A 239-nucleotide genomic window follows, 5' to 3' on the forward strand; every position below is an offset into this window, starting at 1 on the left:
GGACCGTGGAGGTGCTCGAAAGCGGACCGACACGCATCGTCCTCGAACGCGTGGAGACCGTGCGCCCCACCCAGGCCGCCGCCGAGGAGTTCGGTGCCGCGCTCGCCGCGACCCATGACGCCGGCGCCCCCGCCTTCGGCTCGCCACCGCCGGGATGGACGGGCGACATCTTCATCGGTCGCCGGACGCAGCCGGCGCGGCCCGCGCCGACGTGGGGCGCGTTCTACGCGGCCCAGCGC

General features: G+C 76.2%; 1 protein-coding gene. It reads left to right on the top strand.

All coding sequences use genetic code 11. The features are described from left to right. Nucleotides 1-239: fructosamine kinase family protein (locus ACZ3HG_RS24775; protein ID WP_465335186.1), on the top strand; the 239-nt coding region annotated here is incomplete at both ends.

It is taken from the genome of Erwinia sp. PME.40.26/001, assembly GCF_055556675.1.